General features: G+C 47.0%; 17 protein-coding genes. 9 read left to right on the plus strand and 8 right to left on the minus strand.

Annotated elements, in window-relative coordinates; translation table 11 throughout:
• Positions 1 to 13 precede the first annotated feature (13 nt).
• From C8N47_RS06855 to C8N47_RS18750, 3 genes are read right to left on the minus strand one after another with little or no spacing between them, the layout of a single operon-like run.
• On the minus strand, positions 14 to 1,162 hold the full coding sequence (locus tag C8N47_RS06855) for a BT_3928 family protein (protein ID WP_107821795.1): 1,149 nt from the start codon (positions 1,160 to 1,162) through the stop codon (positions 14 to 16).
• Between the two features lie 39 nt (positions 1,163 to 1,201).
• Positions 1,202 to 1,744: a DUF1599 domain-containing protein gene (locus C8N47_RS06860; RefSeq protein ID WP_107821796.1), complete on the minus strand. Its 543-nt coding sequence runs from the start codon at positions 1,742 to 1,744 to the stop codon at positions 1,202 to 1,204.
• A gap of 38 nt (positions 1,745 to 1,782) precedes the next feature.
• Positions 1,783 to 2,025 carry a hypothetical protein gene (locus tag C8N47_RS18750; protein WP_170111302.1) on the minus strand — a complete coding sequence of 81 codons (243 nt, stop codon included), beginning with the start codon at positions 2,023 to 2,025 and terminating at the stop codon, positions 1,783 to 1,785.
• 4 nt (positions 2,026 to 2,029) lie between these two features.
• On the opposite strand from C8N47_RS18750, the gene folP reads away from it, so the two are divergent.
• From folP to C8N47_RS06890, 6 genes are read left to right on the plus strand one after another with little or no spacing between them, the layout of a single operon-like run.
• On the plus strand, positions 2,030 to 2,839 hold the full coding sequence (gene folP / locus C8N47_RS06865) for a dihydropteroate synthase (protein ID WP_245915680.1): 810 nt from the start codon (positions 2,030 to 2,032) through the stop codon (positions 2,837 to 2,839).
• Complete coding sequence (gene cdaA, locus C8N47_RS06870) at positions 2,840 to 3,628, plus strand: diadenylate cyclase CdaA (RefSeq protein WP_107821798.1); 789 nt, start codon at positions 2,840 to 2,842, stop codon at positions 3,626 to 3,628.
• A 13-nt stretch (positions 3,629 to 3,641) separates the two neighbouring features.
• Complete coding sequence (locus C8N47_RS06875; RefSeq protein WP_170111318.1) at positions 3,642 to 4,712, plus strand: mechanosensitive ion channel family protein; 1,071 nt, start codon at positions 3,642 to 3,644, stop codon at positions 4,710 to 4,712.
• Between the two features lie 52 nt (positions 4,713 to 4,764).
• Complete coding sequence (locus C8N47_RS06880; RefSeq protein ID WP_107821800.1) at positions 4,765 to 5,727, plus strand: NAD(P)H-dependent flavin oxidoreductase; 963 nt, start codon at positions 4,765 to 4,767, stop codon at positions 5,725 to 5,727.
• Positions 5,728 to 5,732: 5 nt separating this feature from the next.
• Entirely contained in the window at positions 5,733 to 6,968 is a 1,236-nt protein-coding gene (locus C8N47_RS06885) for a M16 family metallopeptidase (RefSeq protein WP_107821801.1), read from the plus strand.
• Positions 6,965 to 8,242: a M16 family metallopeptidase gene (locus C8N47_RS06890; protein WP_107821802.1), complete on the plus strand. Its 1,278-nt coding sequence runs from the start codon at positions 6,965 to 6,967 to the stop codon at positions 8,240 to 8,242. Before C8N47_RS06885 ends, C8N47_RS06890 begins: the two co-directional genes overlap by 4 nt.
• Positions 8,243 to 8,356: 114 nt before the next feature.
• Here C8N47_RS06890 and C8N47_RS06895 read toward each other — a convergent pair whose 3' ends face one another.
• A complete protein-coding gene (locus C8N47_RS06895; RefSeq protein WP_107821803.1) occupies positions 8,357 to 9,562 on the minus strand; it encodes an aminotransferase-like domain-containing protein in 1,206 nt (401 codons plus the stop codon).
• A gap of 502 nt (positions 9,563 to 10,064) precedes the next feature.
• On the minus strand, positions 10,065 to 10,787 hold the full coding sequence (locus tag C8N47_RS06900) for a DUF4163 domain-containing protein (RefSeq protein WP_170111319.1): 723 nt from the start codon (positions 10,785 to 10,787) through the stop codon (positions 10,065 to 10,067).
• A gap of 177 nt (positions 10,788 to 10,964) precedes the next feature.
• On the opposite strand from C8N47_RS06900, the gene C8N47_RS06905 reads away from it, so the two are divergent.
• Both C8N47_RS06905 and C8N47_RS06910 read left to right on the plus strand, forming a co-directional pair.
• Complete coding sequence (locus C8N47_RS06905) at positions 10,965 to 11,870, plus strand: OmpA/MotB family protein (RefSeq protein WP_107821805.1); 906 nt, start codon at positions 10,965 to 10,967, stop codon at positions 11,868 to 11,870.
• A gap of 1,619 nt (positions 11,871 to 13,489) precedes the next feature.
• A complete protein-coding gene (locus C8N47_RS06910; RefSeq protein WP_107821806.1) occupies positions 13,490 to 13,744 on the plus strand; it encodes a hypothetical protein in 255 nt (84 codons plus the stop codon).
• Between the two features lie 65 nt (positions 13,745 to 13,809).
• On the opposite strand, the gene C8N47_RS06915 is transcribed toward C8N47_RS06910, so the two are convergent.
• Positions 13,810 to 14,157, minus strand: coding sequence for a hypothetical protein (locus C8N47_RS06915; protein WP_107821807.1), 348 nt, complete (start codon positions 14,155 to 14,157; stop codon positions 13,810 to 13,812).
• 484 nt (positions 14,158 to 14,641) lie between these two features.
• Between C8N47_RS06915 and C8N47_RS06920 the strand changes: the two genes are divergently transcribed.
• Positions 14,642 to 15,247: an outer membrane beta-barrel protein gene (locus C8N47_RS06920; RefSeq protein WP_107821808.1), complete on the plus strand. Its 606-nt coding sequence runs from the start codon at positions 14,642 to 14,644 to the stop codon at positions 15,245 to 15,247.
• 101 nt (positions 15,248 to 15,348) lie between these two features.
• On the opposite strand, the gene tilS is transcribed toward C8N47_RS06920, so the two are convergent.
• Positions 15,349 to 16,692 carry a tRNA lysidine(34) synthetase TilS gene (gene tilS, locus C8N47_RS06925; RefSeq protein ID WP_107821809.1) on the minus strand — a complete coding sequence of 448 codons (1,344 nt, stop codon included), beginning with the start codon at positions 16,690 to 16,692 and terminating at the stop codon, positions 15,349 to 15,351.
• Positions 16,693 to 17,916, minus strand: a complete 1,224-nt coding sequence (pepT, locus tag C8N47_RS06930; RefSeq protein ID WP_107821810.1) for a peptidase T — start codon at positions 17,914 to 17,916, stop codon at positions 16,693 to 16,695.

Consider the following 17,916-nt stretch of genomic DNA (forward strand, 5'->3'; position numbering starts at 1 on the left):
AAAAGTGTGTTCCTTATTCAACCTCCCGTTGTCCCAAATAAGTCAGCTGCTTTTGGAACTCCTCTACCGTTGGAATATCATTGAAGTGCCATTTGTCAATTACAGTGCCTTTCTTCAACAAAATGAGCCCCGGATTCGCTCGCACAATGGTTTTTAGGGTAATTTCATCGGCATTGAAAAACTCAAAAGGCAACTCCTTCTCTTCTGCAATCATTTGCGCATCGTCCAGTAAGGAAGCCGTCAGTCCAATAAAGTGCATGCCATTATCCTGGGCATAACTGCTCAAAGCCTTTATTCGTTCCAGCGGCGACCAGTTTGCCTCGTCTAAATCTGTAGAGATCAACATAAATGTGTACGCATCATCATAAAGGAAAAAGTCTTTAATGTCTTCTCCATCGATCGTTTCAATGCTGAAATTATGAATTGGTGGCTCATAGCCTTTTTTCACCAATTCGTTTTCCATCGATACAAACTTCCAGGTCAGGCTATCCTGCCAGGGGTAGTTGTCTTCGGTAAACTCTTGCTGTTTCCCGGTTTCCCGGTTTTCGTACACAAAAATGTTGGCATATTCGTCGGGCTCCGCATCAGCCGGCATTTCCATGCCCGCCGGAATGTTTGTTCCAATTTTATACGGCCGAAAATCGATGATCGGCAAATGATTGTATGAATAATCGATCAGATAGCCAAAAACCAATACTGTTGCACCGGCCATGATCGTCGCAATGAGCGGAAATTTTGCCGGTCGAAATTTCTTTCCCCAGCCAACGAGTATAACAGCACAGGCCGAAAAGACAATATTTTTATAGAAGGTTTCCCAATTAGTCAGGGTCAGCGCATCACCAAAACAGCCGCAATCGGTTACCGGATTGTTTAGGGCTACAATTAAGGTAATGATGGTGAAAAAGCCCATAAACAACAGCGCAAACCAGCTGAATACTTTATTAAACACATTGGTAACCAGCGCAATTCCGGTGACAAATTCGGCCAGCGACAACAGAATCCCCAGCGGCAATGCCAGAGCCACCAGCGCATCCATATTCCAGGCATGAAAATAATCGGTAAACTTGTAGGCCGAGCCCAGTGGATCAATCCCCTTTACAAAACCGGAAAAGATAAAAACCAGTCCCAGCAAAATGCGACACAGATGCCAGATGTACTTCATAAGCTCCTTGTTTTAGTTGTTTGCGCTGCTTTAGTCCCGCTATTCGGGAAACTCCAGCTTGATCATTGCAAATACTGCATAGTTGATCATATCCAGGTAATTCGCATCAATCCCTTCCGATATGATTGTTTTCCCGGCATTGTCCTCGATTTGTTTGGTCCGTTTAATTTTCATCAAAATTAAATCGGTAATCGAGCTAATTCGCATAAAACGCCAGGCTTCATCATAATCGTGATTCTTATTCAACATCAAATCCAGGGCTTTGTTGAAATAAAACCGGTAAAGTTCGAGTGTTTCGTCGGCACTCAGGTCATCGTTTTCAGCAATTCCCTTTTCCAGTTGAATCAAGGCCATGATACAATAATTAATGATGCCGATATACTCCGAGCGGCTATCCTCGTCCACCTTCATGGTGCCTTTCATTTCGATACTGCGAATGCGCTGCGCTTTGATAAAGATTTGATCGGTGAGCGAACTGGGCCGCAAAATGCGCCAGGCAGTACCGTAATCCTGCATTTTTTTCGTAAAGATATCCTCGCAAATCGCAATCACATGCTGATATTCCTGAATTGTTTTCTCCATCTTGAAATTAATACAACAAAGTTTTTTTGATAATCTATTTACGGAAGTTTTACCGGCCTGCAATCCAAATCAGACTCATAACCAGCAACAAACTCCGTTCGGGCATCGCTTTTCAAGGCCGATGCAGCCATAAAAATAGGAATTAAATGCGTATTTTGACGGCATATTTTTACATTTGTATAAGACAAAGTATAACTTCTCAAAGCGTTAGGATTTATGTTGATAACAGGTTCTGCCAGTAAATTTTTCAAACGAAAAAGTTCCATTTCACTGAATGGCAAACTCTTGGATTTAACCAGCCCCGTGGTGATGGGGATTTTAAATGTAAGCCCCGATTCGTTTTTCGATGGCGGCAAATACACCAATGTTGATGCGGCTGTTGCCCGGGCAGAACAAATGATTGCTGAAGGTGCCGGCATCATCGACCTGGGAGCGGTATCCACCCGTCCGGGAGCGGAAAACGTTTCAACAAAAGAGGAATTGACCCGCTTGTTGCCGGTAATTACGGAAGTGCGAAAACGCTTTCCCGATATTCCTTTATCGATCGACACCTTCCGCTCGTGGGTTGCTCTGCGCGTGATCGACGAGGTTGGTGAATGTATTGTGAACGACATCTCGGGCGGCACGTTCGACGAGCACATGTACGACACGATTGCCAAGCTGGGTGTCCCCTACATCCTGATGCATATTCACGGCACGCAAGCCAATATGCACGAAACGCCGCAATACGAGGATGTGATTAAAGATATCTCGAAGTTTTTCTCCGATAAAGTGCGAAAGCTTTCCAAGGCTGGGGTCAAAGATGTTATTCTGGACCCGGGGTTTGGATTTGGCAAAAGCCTGGAAAATAATTACGATCTGCTCAATCGGCTGGATGCTTTTAAAGTATTCCAACTTCCGGTTCTGGTGGGTGTAAGCCGAAAATCGATGCTGTATAAAGCGTTGGAGATTGATCCGGAAAACAGCCTGCCGGCAACAACTGTTGCCAATACCATGGCCCTGCTGGGCGGAGCCGACATTTTGAGGGTACACGACGTGCAGGAAGCCGTTCATGCGGTAAAAATCTTCAATAAACTAAAAGAGTCTGCCAAATAGATGAACTTGTTTATCACCATCCGATTTTTAGATATCCTCGACATTTTGTTGGTCGCCTTTTTATTGTATCAGCTATACATGCTGATTAAAGGAACGGTGGCCTTCAATATCTTTATCGGATTGTTTGTGGTTTACCTGTTTTGGATGCTCATCAGAGCCCTGAATATGGAACTGCTGGACACCTTGATGGCGCAGTTCCTGGGCGTTGGGGTGCTGGCACTGATCGTCGTCTTTCAACCCGAAATCAGGCGTTTTTTGTTGCTCATCGGAAGTAACAGCCAGGTCAATAAATTACTGCGCGTTGATAAGCTTTTTTCGTCAGATAAATACAGAACCGCCTCGGAAGAGCAAATCAGGATGATGGTGAAAGCCTGCGAAAGTATGGCCCGAACAAAGACCGGAGCACTGATCGTTATTGCTCAGCATTCTGAACTACGGGAATACGTTCGTACGGGTGAAAAAATTAATGCCCGGATTTCGGATGCGCTGCTGGAAACGATCTTTTTTAAAAATACGCCCCTGCACGACGGCGCTGTTATTGTTATTGGCAACCGAATTATTGCAGCACGCTGTATTCTGCCGGTGACCAACAAGCAGGATATTGATCCGAATTTAGGTTTACGCCACCGTGCAGCAGTTGGTATTACTGAAGAAACGGATGCCGTCGCCATTATTGTGTCCGAAGAAAAAGGCAAAATATCAATCGCCCGTGCCGGCCATGTGCAGGTAAATATCTCGCAGGCCGAGCTGACTAAAATTCTGGAGCAAGTACTACATCCATCGGATTAAGATAATAATGCGTATGAAAGAAATTATTGTTTTACATGGCAACAATATAACCGTCACCCTGTTCCAGCTGGTTGTATCGGTATCCATCCTGATATCAGGTATCATTCTGACCATCGCATTAAACCGCCTTGTACTGCGTTTTGGCAGCAAAAATATGTTCGATGCCAAATTTATCCGCTTTGTACGCCAGGGAATCCGCGTGACATCGACGCTGCTGGTGCTTGCCTTGATCCTGGATGTTTTGCACATCAATTATCACCAGGTTCTGGATCAGGCTATTTTTTCGAACAAGGACTATAAGGTAACCGTCAAAAGCCTGATCGGAGCGATTATTGTGATTTATATCACCCGGATGATGACTTACGCACTTGATTTTTGGATGAACCGACGCATTATCCGCAAGCGGATGGACCGCGGCCGGGGAAAGTCCTTCGGGCAGATTATGAAATACCTGGTGTGGCTGCTCGGACTTTCAATCATTGCCAGTTCGCTGGGCTTGAATATGACCTTTGTGATTGCCAGTATTTCGGCACTTTTGATCGGTGTTGGATTCGGGCTGCAACATATCTTCAACGACTTTTTTTCGGGAATTATCATCCTTTTCGACGGTTCAATCAAGGTTGACGATATTGTGGAGGTTGAAGGAACAATTGGTCGCGTACTGACCATTGGCTTACGTTTTTCGAAAGTGCTGACACGCGATAATGTGGTTATTATTGTCCCGAATTCCCGCTTTACAACCGAAAAAGTGATCAACTGGACGCATAATATGGAAGCTACACGTTTTCATGTTAATGTTGGCGTAGCCTATGGTTCCAATGTGCAGTTGGTGAAACAAATTCTGCTTGCTGCGGCCAGCCAACATCAGGAAATTGTTCAGAATCCGAAGCCCTTTGTTCGCTTTAACGACTTCGGGGAGTCGTCACTCGACTTCCAGTTGTATTTTTGGACCGTAAGCGATTTCCTGGTTGAAAATATCAAGAGCGACCTTCGTTTTGTGATAGACGATGAGTTTCGCAAGCAAGGTGTTGAAATTCCCTTTCCCCAACGCGACCTTCATTTGCGCTCCAAAAGTTTTGAATAGCCCGATTGCCGGGCGTTCCATTTCGTGTTTATAATTGAAAAAGCTATTTTATATGTCTCAGAAAAACAGAATAACTGATTTATTTCAGATAAAATACCCGATTGTCCAAGGTGGTATGGTGTGGTGCAGTGGTTGGAAACTGGCCTCGGCAGTGAGTAATCACGGTGGTCTGGGGCTGCTGGGCACCGGATCGATGCATCCCGAAACCCTGTTGGAACACATCAAAAAAACCAAAGCTGCAACCGACAAACCTTACGGAGTGAATGTTCCGCTCTTCTACCCCGAATTGGGGAAAGTAATGGAAATCATTGAGCAGGAGAAAGTGCCAATCGTTGTTACCTCGGCCGGAAGCCCCAAGGCATGGACACAATGGCTGCATCAACGTGGTATAATGGTGGTTCATGTGGTTGCCAGTGCCTTCTTTGCCAAAAAATGTGAAGATGCCGGAGTTGACGCCATCGTTGCCGAAGGGTTCGAAGCCGGCGGGCACAACGGTCGCGACGAAACAACAACATTGACCTTAATCCCTTCGGTGCGTAAAGCCACCTCCATGCCCCTGATGGCTGCCGGGGGTATTGCTACGGGACAGGCCATGATGGCTGCCATGGCTTTAGGTGCCGATGGTGTGCAAATTGGTTCACGCTTCGCTATCTCTCAGGAGTCATCAGCACACGAAGCTTTTAAAAAGCTGGTTGTCGGCATGAAAGAAGGTGATACAAAACTCTCACTCAAACAGCTGGCTCCGGTTCGCCTGATTAAAAATGAATTCTTTAATCGCGTGGCTGAGATGGAAGCCCGGGGCGCTTCGGAAGAAGAACTTAAAAACCTACTGGGCCGCGGTCGCGCAAAAAAAGGAATGTTCGAGGGAGATCTGGATGAAGGCGAATTGGAAATTGGCCAGATCGCTTCAATCATCGACGATATTCCCAGCGTAGCAGAGATCATGAAAAAATTGATCGACGAGTACAGCCAAACCCGCCAATTGATTGTTGAAGGTTCTAAATTTTCGTTTTAAATTTTATGATTGAATTTTCACGACACCGCCTGGAGAACGGTTTGGATATCATTCTCTATCCGGATTATTCAACGCCCATGGTAGCCATGGATATTTGCTACCACGTTGGAGCAAAGCATGAAAACCCGCACCGCACGGGTTTTGCGCATTTATTTGAACACCTGATGTTCGGAGGTACCAAAAACATTCCCGATTACGATATTCCGTTGCAGTTGGCTGGTGGCGAAAACAATGCCTACACTACCAACGATTTAACAAACTATTACCTGACCGTGCCCAAGGACAACCTGGAAACGGCCTTTTGGTTGGAATCGGATCGTATGCTGGAGCTGGACTTCTCGGAAAAGAGCCTGAATGTACAAAAGAATGTGGTCATTGAAGAGTTTAAACAGCGCAACCTGAACCAGCCTTATGGCGATGTATGGGCTTTGCTGCGCGAACTGGCCTACACCAAACATCCCTACCGATGGACAACCATTGGAAAGGAAATCAGTCATATCGCTGATGCAAGTCTGCAAGAAGTAAAAGACTTTTTCTACCGCTTTTATGCGCCCAACAATGCAGCGCTCGTGTTAAGCGGCAACATCGACAAAGACCGATGCCTGCAACTGGCCGACAAATGGTTTGGCAGTATTCCCAAACGCGACGTTCGCCAAACGGATCTCCCCGTCGAGCCGGAGCAAACCGAGTTTCGCGAACTTACGGTAACCCGTAAAGTGCCCGATACTGCACTCTACCTGGCCTTCCGGATGAGCGACCGTCGTAGTCGCGAGTACTACGTCTGCGACCTGATCTCCGATGTTCTTTCATCGGGTAATTCATCGCGGCTGTATCGGAAATTAGTTCAGGAGGAACAACTTTTCACCGAACTGGATGCCTACATCTCGGGCGACCATGATCCGGGGCTGTTTGTGGTTTCCGGCAAATTGAACAAAGGCGTGAGCATAGATGTGGCCCAAAAAGCCGTATGGATCGAACTGAACAAAACAAAGCAAGATCCGGTAGACAGCCGGGAGCTTGAAAAGGTGAAGAATAAGCTGGAGGCGAACCATGTTTATGCTCAGATGGGCTATCTGAATATGGCTCAGGAGCTGGCAACCTACGAAAATATCGACCGGGCTGAAATGATGAATGACCAGCTGGACTGGTATCGTTCGATAACAGCTGAGGAGATCCGCGAAACAGCGCAAAAAATCTTCCGCAAGGAAAACTGTTCACAACTAAATTACATGGCCCAATGAGTATCAACAGAACCATAGCCCCCGCCCTGCATCCGATTGGCAAACCCGATTTAGTTCGCCCAGAAAAGCATGTATTGAAAAACGGCATACCGGTTTATGCCCTGAAAGCCGGCAAACAGGAAGTCTGTAAAATTGATTTCGTTTTTAATGCGGGCGTGTGGTATCAGCCCAAGCAGCTGTTGGCCTCGCTGACAAACGCCATGTTGCAGGAAGGAACTGCTAAATACACGGCTGCCGAAATTGCTGAGCTATTCGACTTTCACGGCGCTTACTTGCAGTGTACGGCCGACTACCACTACGCAACCATTTCGGTAATAACACTCGATAAGCATATCGGCAAACTATTGCCGGTTGTAGAAGATATGCTGAAAGCCTCCGTGTTTCCGGAGAAAGAATTCAACAACCTGCTGAATCGTCGTAAACAACGTTTTATGCTCGAGATGGAAAAGGTAAAGATTCTTTGTCAGAAGAAATTCTCCCAGGTATTGTTTGGCGAAGGCCATCCGTATGCACTGGGCTTAAAGGCCGAGGATTTTGAAAATGTTTGCTTAGACGACTTCGTCGATTTTTACAATACACATTATCACGCGCAGAACTGCGAGCTTCATTTGGCCGGCCAATTTACGGATAAGGTGATTCAACAGCTGGATCATCATTTTGGAGGTGATGATTGGAACGGAACTCCTGTGGAGACTCCGCAATTCCACGCTCAGCCGCAAACGAATAAACGGGAGCGCGTGCATAAAGAAGGCGCCATTCAGTCGGCTATTCGCCTGGGGAAGCTGCTGGTAGACAAACAACACCCCGATTACTTTGGCTTGCAGATACTGGTGACCATATTGGGTGGTTACTTTAGCTCGCGCCTGATGCTGAACATCCGTGAGGACAAAGGCTACACTTACGGTATTGGTGCAAACTTCATCAACCTGAACCGGGAGGGATATTTGCTCATTGCCACCGAAGTTGACAAATCGTACGAAGAAGCGACTTTGAAAGAAATAACCTTCGAAATTGAGCGTCTGCAAAACGAGCCGGTTCCGCAAGACGAGCTGGAACGTGTCCGTCAGTACCTGACCGGCGAGTTTCTGCGCGACTTTGACGGAGCTTTTGCATTAGGACAAGCCTTCCGCAACCTGCACGATTTTGGGCTGGATTATTCGTTTTACGACAACTATCATCAAGCGATTTTGAGCATCACAGCTGAGCAATTGCAGCAATTGGCTAAACAATACCTGCAGACCGACAGTCTGTATACCGTCGTTGCCGGACAATAAAACTCCGGCAATCGTTCAAAGAGTCATCCCGAATTCATTTCGGGATCTGTCGTTTAATCGATCAAGATCCTGAAACAAGTTCAGGATGACTTTCTTCTTATAAGGTGTCACTGATTAAGAAACCACACACAGCATCTTCTCCATTTCTTCGGCTATAATCTTCACGCCGGTTTCAATTTCTGCCGGCTCGGCATTGGTGAAGTTCAGGCGGATATGATTGCTGCCCTGCCCTTTGGTGTAGAACGAGTTCCCGGGAACAAAGATCACACCGCGCTCCATGGTTTTGTGAATTAACTCGTCAGCACGCAGGCCATCGGGCAAAGTAAGCCAGATAAACATGCCTCCTGTCGGTGGGGTTATTTGCACTTCGTTGGGCAGGTAACGCTCCAACACCTCGGTCATACAGGCCGCCTGACTGGCATATTTAGTGCGAATACGCTGCAAATGTTCATCCAAATCGTTATGCGTCAGATAGTGGTGCAGCACATATTGTGTAAGATTGTTGGGGTGAAGATCAGATGCCTGCTTAGCCTTATCGAAGTGCGGAACCAATGCCGGGGGCAGCACCACCCAGCCATTGCGCATTCCGGGAGCTACCATCTTCGAAAACGAACCCGTCCAGGCCACGTGGTTGGGTGCAAAATTACGCACCGGAGCCGGAAACTCGTCACCGAAGCAAATCTCGTTATAAGGATCATCCTCAAGCAACAGCTGATTATATTTACGCAGCAGCATGGCCAAATCCTTCCGCTTTTCCAACGAATAGCTGATGCCTGAGGGATTTTGCGCATTGGTTACAGCATACATCAATTTGATGTCGTCGTTGCGAAACAGGTTTTCCACCTGCGACAAATCCACGCCATCTTTCAGCAGGTCTACTTCCCTAAAATCGGGAAGGTAAGCCGACATCGACTGAATAGCGCCCAGGTAGCTTGGTTTCTCGAGGATAACACGATCGCCGGGATTGATCAGCAGTTTCGAAAGGATATCGATGGCCTGCTGCGAGCCATTGGTGATGACCACCATCTCGGGAGTGATTTCCATCTCATACTTGGCACTGTAGCGCGCAGCAATCCATTCGCGCAGCGGGTAATAGCCCAGCGACCCCGCATATTGCAGGATGGTGTGCCCCGAGTCGGCCATCACCGCGCGGGTACTTTCGGCCAATGCCTCGACCGGGAAAAGTGAAGCGTTCGGCAATCCGCCGGCAAACGATATCATTTTCTGCTGCCCGATGGCATTTAGGATACTCCGGACAAACGATGCCGGGATGTTCCGGTACTGTGCGGAAAACTTTTCTTCAGGAAACTGATCTTCCATAGTTTGTTATTTAAGGTTTTTGTTTGTTTTTCGAAATTCAAGCTTGTTAAAAACGGCTTCAGCTGAACCGGTTGATAAAATAAAAAAAGCCCTTCCCGCTGATTGACCACAACGGAAAGGGCTTTGCCTGATGCCATACAGTCCCGCTCCTATGTGGTCAGTTCCACAAGGACACACGCGACGGCCGTGACCAGGATATATCCAAAAATTTCAGGCATATTATTCTTCAACATGAATTATTAATCTTCAGCAATAAGCACTAAAAAAGCCACCCTCCGAAGAGAATGGCTTTGATCCAAAATTTAATATCTATTCACCCATACTCTTCCCTAGCCCATCGCGGAGACCACGAGCGCGACGACAAGAATCGTATGAATGGTGTTGTTCTGCATTGTTTTCACAAAGGAAAGAGATTTTGGCTCCCGGCCATGCCTTTTCTGTTTTTTTTCAGTTCACGGGCGGAAAAATTAAAATGAAACAGCCAATGTTAAGCGTTGTATGCTTAATTCAACGGAGATCCAATTTGAGGAAGAAATGCTTCGCCCAATTCCTCCTGAGGCACCAAAATTTCGGCTGGCCCGCAGGCATAAGCCCCCAAGGCATAGTGCCCAAAGGTAAAGTAAACCGTATCGGGCGAAAAGCAGACTGCGGAAACCAGTTCCATGGTCGGATCGGTATCGAAGCATTGCTCGGGATTCCCGAAATTCGCTTGCAACAGCTGATTGATTTTTGAACTTTGCCGCAAATCTAAAATATCGTTTGCCGACAACAATTCTTCACTGGCTACATCGTAGTTTAATGCTACAAAATCGGTTGTTCCGTGTGCCCCGCCCATGTACCGATACAGCTCCAGCTGCAAGCTCACATAGTGATCGTCGGCCCGATACACCCGGTTGTTAACAACCAGCTCGTAGTTCCAGGCTGGCCGTTGTTGATCGGTGAAATCAGTAAATAAAGCATCGGCATCCTCTTTCATAGCCTCTTGCTGTGCTGCGAGATAAGCGCTTATTTCGCGGTTCAGCCGGGTCAGACTCCGGTTAACCCGCTCGTTGGCTGAGGAGAACACCGGATATTGCATCTCGGCAGTCCAGTTGGTTGCCCGGTCTGTGGTGCTTTGCGCGTCCACTACAACCGGCGTTTCGCCCGACCTGCACGCGGCCAGTAGCAGCATCAACAAGCAACCACTGCTGTACACAAGCCGTTTCAAAAATTTCGTTCGTTTCATTTTTCTGTTTTGGGGAGTCACATAACAATTACCAAGCCAGAAACACAGCCTGCCGGCCTTCTTCGGAGTTCGCATTTTTCCCCCATCGCGGAACGAAATTTGTAAGATGAAGCCGAAGAAATCGCGCAACACGATTGTGTTGATGACGTACAGGATAACAATTCAACGAAGAAACAAATGAGAACAAATCGATTCATCTTATGGCTTTGTGCCGCAGCCATAGCGGCAAGTTCGTGCGCTCCATTCTATAAATGCGGAGAAGCCAAGCCCGAAAACAACTATTTTCTGACCAAGCGGGCCATGCTGTTGCTCGACGAACGCGACAGCTTGTGTTATGCGCTGGATGCGCGGGTAACGGAGATCGGTCAACTGAACCAAAACATCGACGAGCTGAACGATGATGTTGCCCGGCTGCAAACTTCACTCCGCGACGTTGAGCGCAGGTATAAAGATTTGATGGGCGAAAAGCTGTCGGAATCGGAGCAGTTTAGCCTGGCGCTGCAACAGAAAACGCAGGAGCTGAACGAAAAGGAACGCCTGCTGGCCGAACGCGAACAAGCGCTGAACGATCTTCGGCAGGTGATTGCCCGCCAGGATTCGATTACCCGCCGGCTGAATGATGTGATTCGTGATGCACTGCTGGGCTTTCAGTCCGACGAGCTGTCGGTTGACGTGAAGAACGGCAAGGTGTACGTTTCCATGTCCGACAAGCTGCTGTTTAAATCGGGAAGTGCCGCTGTGGAGGCCAAGGGCAAAGAAGCGCTGAAAGTGCTGGCCGGCGTACTCGAAGAGAACCGCGATATCGATATTTTGGTTGAAGGACATACCGACAGCATCCCGATTCACACCGCTAAATACGCCGACAACTGGGACCTGAGCGTTGCCCGCGCAACCTCCATTGTGCGAATCCTGACTGGCGAGTATCGTATTGAACCAAACCGCCTGACGGCTTCGGGCAAGGGAGAATATTCGCCCAAAGCCAGCAACGAAAGCCCCGAAGGCCGGGCGCAAAACCGCCGCACCGAGATCATCCTCTCGCCCAAGTTGGAAGAAATTATGCAACTGCTGAAAATGGATGATTAAACAAGCTGATTTTTTGTTAATGGAAGCCTCCGGAATTGTTCGGGGCTTTTTCCTGAAAGTCCCTTTAGGTGATGTGGTTTCTAAACCGCATCCGGGATGTATTGAATAGGGGTTCAGCTTCAACCGGTAGCCAGGCTTCTTTTGTAGCAAACCAGCGCTGATGAGAGTTGCCCCAAAACTGGCTGTTTTTCACTCCTACTTTTGCGCAATTCGGATATTTTGTCCTACCGGACGGGTTTTCATCTTTGGCTTGCCCCAAAGACGAAACAGAAAACGCAAGGCTTATTTTTATCTTCAGGTGTCAGCTCCCGAAAGCTAAGTTCAGCCGGGTGATCTCCTTCTGTCGGCGGAGCTTCCCGGATTCACTAAGCTTCCGGTTCACCTCTCACCATCGATAAAAAGTAGGCCGATCCCGCTCCGAGCGAGCTTCCGTCTTCTCTTAAATGCCTTTTGCTGTCTTCCGCCACTTTCATTCCTGTTGGTGATTCCCCGGAATCATGAAGGTTTTTTCTGAATGTCCCTTTTTTCGACGCTTAAGCGAGTGTTCCGTCAATTCTACTTTGTATAAAAGAGGATGTTTTGTCCTACCAGATGCGGTTTCATTTTTTGACAATGGCTTTAGCCATTCAATTTGGGTAGCACCAAAGACAAATCGAAGATTTTCCCGTCCCATACGGGACGGAATTTTACCCGCGGAAATGCCAAAGCTACCCAAATTGCATCCCTCCGGGATCGCACGAAGCTTACGATTCGCCTCTCACCAAATGAAACTGAGTCCGGTTTCGACTTCCCCCGCTCTGCTTGCAGAGAGGGGACAGATTTGACGCGATCCGCAGGATTGGTTCAAATCAGGGGAGAGTTACACAAGGACGTTCGCATTCACTGAACGTTCCTCCACGGCCACTTCATAGCCTATTCTTTTCATTCCAACATTTAACTCAATTCGGATCTTTTGTCCTACCGGACGGGTTTTCATTTTTGTAGTGACACAAAAACGAAACAAAAAAGTCATGGCTGATTTTTATCTGCAACCGCCATCTGCCGAAAAGCTAAGTTCATCCGGGTGATCTCCGACTCACGTCGGAGCTTCCCGGATTCTCTAAGCTTTTCGTTTGATTTCGGCATTGATAAAAGTAGGCCAACCGGGTTCCAACTTTTCGGCATTGATCAAACCTCATTCTTATGCGTGGATGCGTTTTTTGCAATCTACCTGTAGCTTCGGGGTTCCCCTCTCTGCGGGCAGAGCGTGGACAGAATTGAATTAATCCGCCAGAATTGGTTCAATTCAGGGGAGAGTTACAGAGGGCTACTGGTATATGCTTTGAAAGTTCCTTTCACGGCGTTTCAGAGGTTGCTTCTTCTAGTTCTACTTTTGATTAAAGAGGAACCTTGTCCTACCGGACGGGTTTTACGCTTTCAGCAATGGCTTTAGCCATTCAATACCGATTAGCTTCAAAAATGTCGCATCGGATCACTTCGTTCCAATGCTCCTTTTTCAGTCTATCGGCATTATCCCATCCTATTTCAGAGCATAAATTAGCCTGTAAAACGGTATAATTTGGGTAGCATAAACGATATCACAGCAGCTTGTACCGTCCCGTACGGGACGGAATTTCCCATTGTCTTCGATAAGCTACCCAAATTGCATCCCTCCGGGATCGCACGAAGCTTTCCGTTTGATTCCGCTCTCGATAAAAATAGGCCAACCGGTTTTTCGACTTTTCCTTATTGATAAGAAGGCCTATTTGCTTGTTGATGCTGTTTTGGACGACAACCCGATAACTTGTGACAACCACGACAACGGGAAAACACGACACCCCGACAACCCGACAACTGTTGAAAACAACGACAACAGCCTGGTCGAAAACTACTAACCTTTCATTCCTGTTGGTGATTTTCCAAAATTGTTCGGGGGCTTTTTTGTTGACAAGCTTTGCGATCAACGCGCTAAGGCTTGCTGAAAAGCTTCCTTGAGTGTCCGGTTTTCAATTTCCAGCTCAAAGATTCGCTGTTTCAGCTTTCCAATTTCATCGGTTGCGCTGTTCAATTCGTTTTCATCGTTGTAGTAAGGTGCGTCGTAGGGCAACTGTTGCGCCAACTCGCGAAAGAAGTTGTACTCGAACAGCTCCGACAAGTCAGCCAGACGCTGCACCTGCATTGTGGGACGCAAAAACAAGGTCCGCGCCGAGGTGTAATCAATGCCGAGCCCCTTGGCAACATCGGCAGCCCTTATTTTCCGCTTTCGCGCCTCGCGCTGAACCATGGCCTTAACCGGTAATTCTTTCATAGCACTATGTTTTGTGGTTTCGAAATGAATAACAAGGATAAGTTACAGCTATTTTCGTTAAAAATTACAACTATTCGACTCTTCATTATGCGACAAGGCATAAAAAATAACCGAATTTGCTAAATATTTTAGCTAATTCGACTCTTTCATACTCGCATTCAAATAAATAATCCTCAATTATCGTTTTCTATATATCAATAACCGGTAATTATTGCTCATTAATAACTTATCTATCGTCTTATTTAACGTATTTTTATTCATCCGTGCAGTAATATACATTGAAACAAGTATCCCTAATACCACGAATGCGATTCAATCAATAAGACAACATAAATCTCAATTGAGCTATTGCGGTTATGCATAGCAATTTGTAATTTACTTATGGGTTTCAATCATGAATTCGGCGCATTCAGAATGTAAGCCTGAGCCTCTGCTAATTTCTGATATTGTTCGCTCTTAATTATAAATCTAAAAACTAATTTTTATGAAAAAGAACATTCTAACCTTAATCTTTTCTGTGTTCGTTTTCGTGGCTTCAGCTCAAACCGAAAAAGGGACTTTCCTGTTATCCGGTAGTACCGGTCTAAATTTCTTAGCCATGAACTACAAAGTTCAGTACGATGGCGAAACCTATGATGACTACGACTTGAGTTCATTCAGCGTGATGCCTTCATTTGGTTATTTTATTCAGGATAACATCGCAATCGGACTATCCAGCACCATGTCATTCGAGACGATGAAATATGAAGATGGAGATAAGGAAATCATGAACTCAGTGATGATGATTCCCAGTGCATTCATATTTTTTCCGGTAGAAGGAGACATAAAACCGTTTGCACAAGCAGGTGTCGGCTATTCTTCCATGACCAATAAATGGGAGCCAAAAACCGGTAGTAATTACGAAGATTCATACGGCGGATTAACGATAAATTTCGGCGGTGGTCTAGCCTATTTTGTCAAAGAAAACATATCATTCAACCTTGGGTTATCCTATACCAAAGCAACATTTAAAAACAAGGATGATGATAGTGAGAAAATTAAGCAAGGTAACTTTGGCGCGAATATCGGGATCGCCATCTACCTGAAATAAAAATCTAGATTGCGTTGATTAAGACCAATTGACTATCGGATTGACGGTAGGCAATTGGTCTTAATCAATTATAAATTGACTATTTTCTTGCATTAAATCCCCTACTCATGCTTCCAGCTTTCGGATACCATTGAGATCCGCAAAACCTCCTGCGTGTCGTTGGTAATTTTGAAGCGATCGTCGATGCGGTGTCCAACGACCCAGACAACTTTTTTCCCGCTGTAAAGAATCCAAAGGGCTTCTTTTTCGGGGATCGAAAGCTTCTGATCGATAAAGAAGTCGCTCAGTTTTTTCAGGTTCTGCATCCCCAGCGGCCTGAAATACTCGCCTTGCTCCCACTTTTTCAAAAGCAGCGGAAACTGTAGCTTGCTCAGGTCGAAGTCGGCCACCAACGGGTTGGTTGAAAAGCGAAAGGCGGAACTTTTAGCCATCTGCTCAAAAGTCATTTGCAGGGGGTCGGCAATTGCCCGGCAGTTGCTGTCGATGTAAAAGCGTTGCGCGTCGTCTGGTTTTAAGGTCGTTAAAAGCAAGGCATCTCGATCCTTTACCAGCCGGTGTGTTTTGCTGAAAAAGCTTTTCCCGGCTCCGGCCTCCAACGCCGCAATAATTTCGGGGATCTGTTCGGCCTTGAAACCAAAAGGATGAAATAACTCGAACATCAGACTTTGTTGGGGATGCAAAGCTTTCAGTTTTTCAATATTAAAACGCGTAAGCCCGGGCTCTTCCTCCTTTATGCCGGCTGCAATTTCGCCCAGCTTTTGCTGATACAGCACAGCAGTATCTTTCAGGATAGCCGCTGTTTTGGCCGCATTTTTCCGGAACGAAGGATTCAGGGTCTCGAACAACGGAATTAGCTGGTGGCGGATGATGTTGCGTTGGTACACCAGCTCGTCGTTGCTGGAATCGTGCTTATAGGGCAGTTCGTTTTGAGCTGCGAAGGCCAGTATTTCTTCGCGCGAGGCAAACAGCAACGGACGTACAACCGCTCCGTTTTTAGCCTGTATGCCACTCAGCCCGCGAATACCCGTTCCGCGGCTCAGATTGATCAGCATGGTTTCAATCAGATCGTCGCGATGATGGGCTGTTGCCAGATAATCGTACTGCAACTGCAGGCGAAGCTCTTCAAACCAGGCATAGCGCAAGTCGCGGGCAGCCATTTCAATTGAAATTCCTTCGAGCTGCGCATACTCGCGCGTGTCGAATTGCTGAACAAACAACTCAATGCCCTGCTCAGCGCAATAATCCCGGATGAAAACCTCCTCGCCGTCCGATTCTGCTCCACGCAGCTTAAAATTACAGTGGGCCACACAAAACGTGTTGGGTAACTGCTGAAACAACTTCAGCAGCACCATCGAGTCGGCACCACCACTTACGGCTACCACCAGCTTGTCGGTATCGGCAAACAGTTTTTCATCCCGGATGTATGTTGTAAACTTGTCGAGCATCTAGCAATGGCCTACCGCTTTTTCAGCAATTTTCACAATCACTTCAACGGCTTTCACCATCGAGTTAACCGGAACATACTCGTAAGGGCCGTGGAAGTTGTGCCCACCGGCAAAAATATTGGGACAAGGGAGTCCCATAAACGAGAGGCGACTACCATCAGTACCTCCGCGAATAGGGCGGATGATCGGTGTCACACCCACGTCAATCATGGCTGCTTCGGCCAAATCAACAATGTGTTTCACCGGCTCCACTTTTTCGCGCATGTTGTAATATTGATCTTCCATCTCCAGGGCCACGGTGCCTTCGCCGTACTCATCGTTCAGGAAGATACAAGCCTGCGTCAGCATTTCCTGGCGGCGGTTAAACAAGTTGCGGTCGTGATCACGAATGATGTACATCATTTTTGTTTGCTCCACCTTACCGTCGAACGAAATCAGGTGAAAGAAGCCTTCGTAATTGGTGGTATATTCGGGGCGTTGTTCTGCCGGCAGCATGCTGTCGAGCTTTTGCCCCACGTGGATGGCATTAATCATTTTATCCTTGGCAGCTCCGGGGTGCACGCTGCGTCCCTGAATGGTAATGGAAGCCATGGCCGCGTTGAAGTTTTCATATTCCAACTCGCCCCGTTCGCCACCGTCGAGGGTGTAGGCAAAGTCGGCACCAAATTTAGCCACATCAAAATGGTCGGCACCTTTACCGATTTCCTCGTCCGGCGTAAAGCAGATGCGAATTTTTCCGTGTTTAATTTCGGGATGCTGAACCAGGTATTCCATCGCTGTTACAATTTCAGCAACACCGGCTTTATCGTCGGCACCAAGCAGCGTATTTCCATCGGTGGTGATGATTTCCTCGCCAAGGTAGGTCAGCAGGTCGGGAAACTGATCGGGCGAAAGCGCAATTTTGGAGTTCAATTGGATGGTACCTCCTTCATATTGGCGAATGATGGGGTTTACATTTTCGCCCGAGAAATCGGGGCTCGTGTCCACATGTGCCACAAAGCCAATTACGGGTGCTTTTTCGTTGGTTGTTGCCGGCAGGGTGGCCATTACATAGCCATATTCATCCTTTATAACCTCGCTCAAGCCAATCTGCTTGAGTTCCTCCACCAGCTTGTCGGCAAAAGCCAGCTGGCGCGCTGTGCTGGGAAAAGTTTTACTTGCCGGATCGGATGTGGTGTATTCTTTGGCGTATCCGATGAAACGCTTAACAATTGTCTCCTTCAT

Source organism: Mangrovibacterium marinum, from assembly GCF_003046625.1.
GTDB lineage: Bacteria > Bacteroidota > Bacteroidia > Bacteroidales > Prolixibacteraceae > Mangrovibacterium > Mangrovibacterium marinum.